Below are 6,675 nucleotides of genomic sequence, written 5' to 3' on the forward strand. Positions count from 1 at the left end.
TTATTGCCGCATGGATAATAAAGCGAGAAATAATTTTCAATTAATAAGACAGAATAATGTAAATGAAGCCGGATGATATTAACGATCATCCGGCATTATTGATTTACGAGACCAACATTCCAGTAAACACATACGCCTGCAACAACGTGATAACGCCGATAACGCTGGCAAAAATCAGACTGTGCTTCACGGTGTAGCGGAATAGTTCAGATTCTCGGCCCACCATGCCCGTCGCGGCGCAGGCCACGGCGATAGATTGCGGGGAGATCATCTTGCCAGTTACGCCGCCGCTGGTATTTGCTGCCACCAGCAGAGTGTCAGAGACGTTGATTTGCTGCGCCGTGGTCGATTGCAGTGAACCAAACAGGGCGTTTGAAGAAGTGTCCGAGCCGGTAAGGAATACCCCCAGCCAGCCGAGGAACGGTGAGAAAAACGGGAACATCACGCCTGTACCTGCCAGTACCAGCGCCAGCGTGGTGGACATGCCGGAATAGTTGGTGACGAAGGCGAACGCCAGCACCATGCCAATCGACAATATCGGCCACTTCAGACTAATTAGCGTTTCGGCAAAGACGCCAATCCCTTTCTTGATGCCCACGCCGAGGATGAAGATAGAGATAATCGCCGCAATAAAAATAGCGGTGCCGCCAGCCGAGAGAGGGTCGAATTTAAACACCGCATCCATTGGCGTTGGTTGGGCGACAATGGGTGCCGCTTTCAACACTTGTTGATGCAAATGAGGGATCTGGAAATTAATCACCAGTGAATAAAACGCGCCGCCCGGAGCAAATAACGCTTTAAACGGCTTCATGGTCCAGATGGTGACCAGCACCGTTAAGATTAAAAACGGTGACCACGCACGAATGATTTGCCCCAGACTATATTCTGAAGGCACGGGACCGCCAGAAGATGGCTTATTTACCACCATCGCACCTGCGGATTGCCCCATGCTGATTGCCGTTTCGGTATTTTTCGGCCGCCAGACTTTAAGGAATAAAGCGAGTGAGACGATACTCACCAGCGCCGAAGTAATATCCGGCAGTTCCGGACCAATATAGTTAGAGGTAAAGAACTGAGTGACAGCGAAGCTTCCCCCAGCAACCAGCGCCGCTGGCCACGTCTCTTTCACCCCTTTCCAGCCGTCCATCATTGCTACCAGCCAGAACGGCACAAGAACCGACAGGAACGGTAACTGACGTCCCGCCATTGCGCCAATGTGGAACGGATCGATTCCCGTTACCTGACCGGCGACCAGAATCGGCACGCCCAACGCACCAAACGCCACTGGCGCAGTGTTGGCAATCAGACACAGCCCCGCCGCGTATAACGGTTTGAAGCCCAGGCCCACCAGCAGCGCACCGGTAATCGCCACCGGCGCACCAAAGCCAGCCGCTCCTTCCAGCAACGCACCAAAGGAGAAACCAATCAGTAACACCTGCAAACGCTGATCGTCGGTGATGGAGATAACCGAGCTGCGGATAATATCGAACTGACCGCTGGCAACGGTTAATTTATAGAGGAACACCGCCGCGACAATAATCCACGCAATAGGCCATAATCCATAAATAAAGCCATAGCCCGCAGCAGCAAAAGCCATATCAATCGGCATTTTAAAAGCGAATATTGCAATCAGGATAGATAATATAAGGGTTATTGCTCCAGCGACATGTCCTTTCAGACGTAATACCGCGAGTGCAACGAAGAAGAATATTATCGGGATCAGGGCGACCAGAGCGGATAGCCCCAGTCCTCCCATCGGCATATACATTTGGGTCCAGGTAACCATATTGTTCAGTCTCTTATTATCTTTATATGCTTGATATACTTAAGGTTGTAATAAGCAAAAGAGGACTGAACTGTAAAATATAGGCGTTATACTTTACAGCAACAGTACGCCGCTAACGCAATTGCTACCTCTGGCATAACAAGTATATCGGGTAAGGGTTTCTGTTCTGCACACGCAGGCGCAGAGTATCGTTAAGATGTCCATATTGTTGTTATAGGCCCGCTAGTAATGCGCTACGGGTATTTAATATTGTTAAACCCTGATAATCGCTCCGGTTATTTCCGGGATAAATGTACTACCGCAGTTACTATCATAGCCCCGACAATAAAACTTGCCGTGGCTTTTTTTGACGCTATTAATGACTTTCTTTTTCGCGTAAACGCCAGGCGTGTAATAACGGTTCGGTATAGCCGTTTGGCTGTTTCACGCCGAGGAAGATTAAATCGCTGGCAGCTTTAAAAGCACACGAGTTAGCGAAATTCCCCGCCATCGGACGATAAGCCGGATCGTCAGCGTTTTGCTGATCAACCACTTTCGCCATATTCTCCAGCGACGCCTGCACCTGTTCTTTGGTCAGAATACCGTGACGTAACCAGTTGGCGATATGCTGGCTGGAGATACGCAGCGTTGCGCGGTCTTCCATCAGCGCCACATTGTGAATATCCGGCACTTTTGAACAACCAATCCCCTGCTCCACCCAGCGCACCACGTACCCCAGAATCCCCTGCACGTTGTTATCCAGCTCTTGTTGGATCTCTTCCACCGACCAGTTAGCGTTTTCAGCCACCGGAATAGTCAGCAGATCGTCCAGCAGCGGTTCAAATTCAGCATTGAACTCGGTCTGGGCAATGTTGGCTTGCACGCTCTGTACGTTGGTTTGGTGGTAGTGCAGCGCATGGAGCGTAGCGGCAGTTGGCGACGGAACCCAGGCTGTGTTTGCCCCGGCACGCAGTTGGTCGCCCTTCTGGCTGTACATGTCTGCCATCAGGTCCGGCATTGCCCACATGCCTTTACCGATTTGCGCTTTACCGCGCAGCCCACAGAACAGGCCGGAAAGCACATTATTACGTTCGTAGGCTTTGATCCAAGGCGTCGATTTCATCTGGTTTTTACGCAGCATCGGGCCAGCTTCCATCACCGAATGCATTTCATCGCCGGTACGGTCGAGGAAACCGGTATTGATGAACGCCACGCGGTTACGCGCCTGAGCGATACAGCTACGCAAGTTCAGCGAGGTCCGACGTTCTTCATCCATAATGCCCATTTTCAGGGTATTCGGTGCCATACCGAGCATTGTCTCAATGCGGGTAAACAGTTTGTTGGCGAACGCAACTTCCTGCGGACCGTGCATTTTCGGTTTCACAATATAGACGCTGCCAGTGCGCGAGTTTTTCTGCACTTTTAAATCATAGAGGGCAATCGCGCCAGTCATGACGCCATCAAGAATGCCTTCCGGGATTTCATTGCCTTCGCTGTCCCAAATCACAGGAATGGTCATCAAATGACCCACGTTGCGGATAAACAGCAGCGAGCGTCCGTGCAGAGAAATTTCAGAGCCATCGGCGGCGGTGTACTGACGATCGTCATTCAGTTTACGCACGATTTGTCGACCGTTTTTCTCCATTTTCTCTTGGAGAGTCCCCTGCATCAGGCCCAGCAGATTGCGGTACAGCAGGATTTTATCTTCCGCATCAACCGCCGCGACCGAATCTTCGCAGTCGAGAATGGTACTGATTGCAGCTTCGACGATAACATCGTTGATGTGCGCCGCATCGTCTTTCCCAATCCGTCCGTTGGCATCAATTTGCAGTTCAATATGCAGGCCGTTATTTTTCAGCAAAATGCAGGTCGGCGCAGCGGCATCGCCACGGTAACCGACAAACTGCGCCGGGGTACGTAACGTGGTTTCTTTACCATTTTTCAACTGGATGCGTAATTGTTTATCGACCACCTGAAACGCCACCACATCCTGATAGCTGCCGTTTTCCAGCGGTAGAGATTCATCGAGGAAACGCCGAACCCAGGCGATAACCTGCTCACCGCGCTGCGGATCGTAGCCGCTGACCATCGCCCCTTCCTGCGGGATGATGTCGCTGCCGTATAACGCATCGTACAGTGAGCCCCAGCGAGCGTTCGCCGCGTTCAGCGCGTAGCGGGCGTTCATTGCCGGAACCACCAGCTGTGGCCCCGCCTGACTGGTGATTTCGCTGTCAATGCCCGTGGTTTCCACCGTCACGCGCTCCGGTTTCGGCACCAGGTAGCCCAGTTCACGCAGGAAAGATTTATAGGCCGCTTTATCTTTTACCGGCCCCGGATTGCTGCGATGCCACTCATCAAGCGCCGCCTGAATGCGATCGCGTTCTGCCAGCAACTGACGATTTTCTGGTGCCAGATCGTGAACGATCTCATCAAAATTGCGCCAGAACGCCGCAGCGTCCAGCCCTGTTCCCGGTAAAACTTCTTCATCCACAAAACGTTTAAAATTGGCGTCAATGCGTAAACGGCCCTGGGTTATGGTTTGACTCATTGTTTATCTCCTCGTTTTCGCTTATTTCGCCAACACCGCTGCTGCCGCTTTCGCGACCTGCGCATCCTGTGCTCCGGTTAAACCAGAAACGCCCACGGCACCAATAATTTGCCCATCAACAACAACCGGTACGCCGCCTTCCAGCGACGTTAATAACGGCGCAGTCACGAACGCGGTACGTCCGTTGTTCACCATCTCTTCATAGCCCTTAGTTTCACGACGCCCCAGCGCGGCGGTACGCGCTTTCTCCTGGGAGATGTAAGCCGCAATCGGCGCGCAATCGTCCATGCGACTTAACGCCAGCAGATGACCGCCGTCATCGGCAACAGCAATGGAAACCGACCAGTTATTTTTCTGCGCCTCTTCCTGACCTGCGGCAATAATTGCACTCGCCATTTGCTGGCTAAGAATGACTTTAGTTTTCATTTTGTTATTCCTTTTCAAGGGCTTGTTCTACAATTTCAATCCAGTGACGCACAGAGGTACGACCGGCGCTCGCCAGATGCGTCTGGCAACCAATGTTGGCGGTGACGATCATTTCCGGTTTGCCGCTTTCCAGCGCATTCATTTTGTTATCCCGCAGCTGGCGTGCCAGATCGGGATGCGTTAACGCATATGTTCCCGCTGAACCGCAGCACAGATGGCTGTCGGGAACGTCCGTTAAGGTAAATCCAAGACGAAGCAACACTTTTTCCACTTCGCCGTTCAGCTTTTGCGCATGTTGTAGGGTACACGGGCAGTGGAAGGCCAGTTTTTTATCGCCGCGAACTGCCAGTTTTTCCAGCGGTTCCTCGCGCAGAAGCTCGACTAAATCGACCGCCAGTTCACTGACTTGACGCGCTTTATCGGCATATAACGCATCGTTTTTCAGCATCTGCCCGTACTCTTTGACAAACGCGCCGCAACCGCTGGCGGTTTGCAAAATTGCCTCAGCACCTGCTTCAATCGCGGGCCACCAGGCATCAATATTATTGCGCGCCCGTGCCAGCCCTTTCTCCTGCGCATTAAGATGATAGTCCACCGCGCCACAACAGCCTGCTTCGTTAGCTGACATGACGCTGATCCCCAGACGATCCAGCACTCGCGCAGTTGCCGCGTTGGTGTTGGGCGAAAGCGTAGGCTGGGCGCAGCCTTCCAGCATTAAAACCCGACGCTTATGGCGCAGCGGCGGACGCGGTTTAGCTTTCACCGTTTCAGCAGGCAGTTTTGCTCTGACCTGTTCCGGTAAAAACGGTCGCAGCACCAGCCCTACCTGCGTCAGCGCACGGAAGACCGCCGGACGCGGCACTACCTGGCGCAATCCTTCGCGCAGCATTCGCTCCGGCAGTGGGCGTTTCACTTTCTGCTCGACAATATCACGCCCGATATCCAGCAAATTGTGATAGCGCACACCAGAAGGACAGGTGGTTTCACAATTGCGGCAAGTGAGGCAGCGATCGAGATGCTCCTGTGTTTTAAGCGTGACTTCGTTGCCTTCCAGCACCTGTTTAATCAGATAGATGCGCCCGCGCGGCCCGTCCAGTTCATCGCCCAGAAGCTGATAGGTTGGGCAGGTTGCGGTACAAAATCCGCAGTGAACACAGGCGCGCAGGATGCTGTCGGCTTCCAGCGCGCGCGCGTTCTGCCGCATCTCTTCAGTTAATTGGGTTTGCATAGCCTGCTCCTCAAAGTTCCGCGTACATGCGACCGGGGTTAAACACGCCGCAAGGGTCGAGCTGCTGTTTAAGCTGCTGGTGATAGCGGAATAAAGGAGCCGATAGCGGGGCAAAGCCACCATCTCCGGCACTAAAGCGGGTCGCATGACCGCCAGCGTTGCGGGCGATGCGATGGATTTGATTGTCCTCGGCTGTCGATTTCAGCCAGCGTAACGCTCCGCCCCAGTCGATCAGTTGCTCGCCGGGTAAATCCATCATCGGCGCATCGCTGGGTAATGAAATGCGCCATAAGGTACCTGGTAACGAGAAGAACGGCAGTTGTTGTTCACGCAATTGCTGCCAGAACTGACCCGCAACCTCTTCGCCCCCCAGCAGTTCACGCGCCGCTTTTACCGATCCTTCGCCGCCCTCAAGGCGGATCCACAACGCATTGTCGAAGTAACATAAGCCACTAATGGGTAGCGGCTGGAGTTGCCACTGGGCGATTTCGTTCATGGCTTCTTGCAGGCTGATTTCCCGACGCAGGCTCAGGGAGGCGCGCGGTCGCGGTAACACTTTCATCGAGATTTCAGTGAGCACGCCAAGACAACCGTAGCTTCCGGCCATTAACCGTGAGAGATCGTATCCGGCAACGTTTTTCATCACTTCGCCACCAAAACGCAGATGTTTTCCAGCGCCGGTAATGATGCGCGTGCCGAGGACAAAAT

5 protein-coding genes are annotated in these 6,675 nt (G+C 53.2%); all 5 read right to left on the bottom strand.

Going from position 1 to position 6,675, the window contains the following annotated elements; genetic code table 11:
- Positions 1–103: 103 nt before the first annotated feature.
- A complete protein-coding gene (gene glcA, locus E0D98_RS20245) occupies positions 104–1,786 on the bottom strand; it encodes a glycolate permease GlcA (protein WP_000259303.1) in 1,683 nt (560 codons plus the stop codon).
- Between the two features lie 355 nt (positions 1,787–2,141).
- Positions 2,142–4,313 (bottom strand): malate synthase G, encoded by a 2,172-nt coding sequence (gene glcB / locus E0D98_RS20250; protein ID WP_047086997.1) that lies wholly within the window; start codon positions 4,311–4,313, stop codon positions 2,142–2,144.
- Between the two features lie 21 nt (positions 4,314–4,334).
- The gene (locus E0D98_RS20255) at positions 4,335–4,739 is read right to left on the bottom strand and encodes a GlcG family protein (protein ID WP_000853256.1); all 405 of its coding nucleotides are present in this window, start codon (positions 4,737–4,739) and stop codon (positions 4,335–4,337) included.
- A 4-nt stretch (positions 4,740–4,743) separates the two neighbouring features.
- Positions 4,744–5,967 (bottom strand): glycolate oxidase subunit GlcF, encoded by a 1,224-nt coding sequence (gene glcF / locus E0D98_RS20260; RefSeq protein WP_001194680.1) that lies wholly within the window; start codon positions 5,965–5,967, stop codon positions 4,744–4,746.
- A 10-nt stretch (positions 5,968–5,977) separates the two neighbouring features.
- Positions 5,978–6,675: glycolate oxidase subunit GlcE (gene glcE, locus E0D98_RS20265; protein ID WP_131890879.1), on the bottom strand; the 698-nt coding region annotated here is incomplete at its 5' end.

The sequence above is a fragment of the Escherichia sp. KCJ4928 genome (assembly GCF_004352695.1).
GTDB lineage: Bacteria > Pseudomonadota > Gammaproteobacteria > Enterobacterales > Enterobacteriaceae > ECMA0423.

What these genes read in the sequence shown, in the direction of transcription:
- glcA (WP_000259303.1), bottom strand. Translation starts at nt 1,786, where the DNA reads ATGGTTACCTGGACCCAAATGTATATGCCGATGGGAGGACTGGGGCTA.
- glcB (WP_047086997.1), bottom strand. Translation starts at nt 4,313, where the DNA reads ATGAGTCAAACCATAACCCAGGGCCGTTTACGCATTGACGCCAATTTT.
- E0D98_RS20255 (WP_000853256.1), bottom strand. Translation starts at nt 4,739, where the DNA reads ATGAAAACTAAAGTCATTCTTAGCCAGCAAATGGCGAGTGCAATTATT.
- glcF (WP_001194680.1), bottom strand. Translation starts at nt 5,967, where the DNA reads ATGCAAACCCAATTAACTGAAGAGATGCGGCAGAACGCGCGCGCGCTG.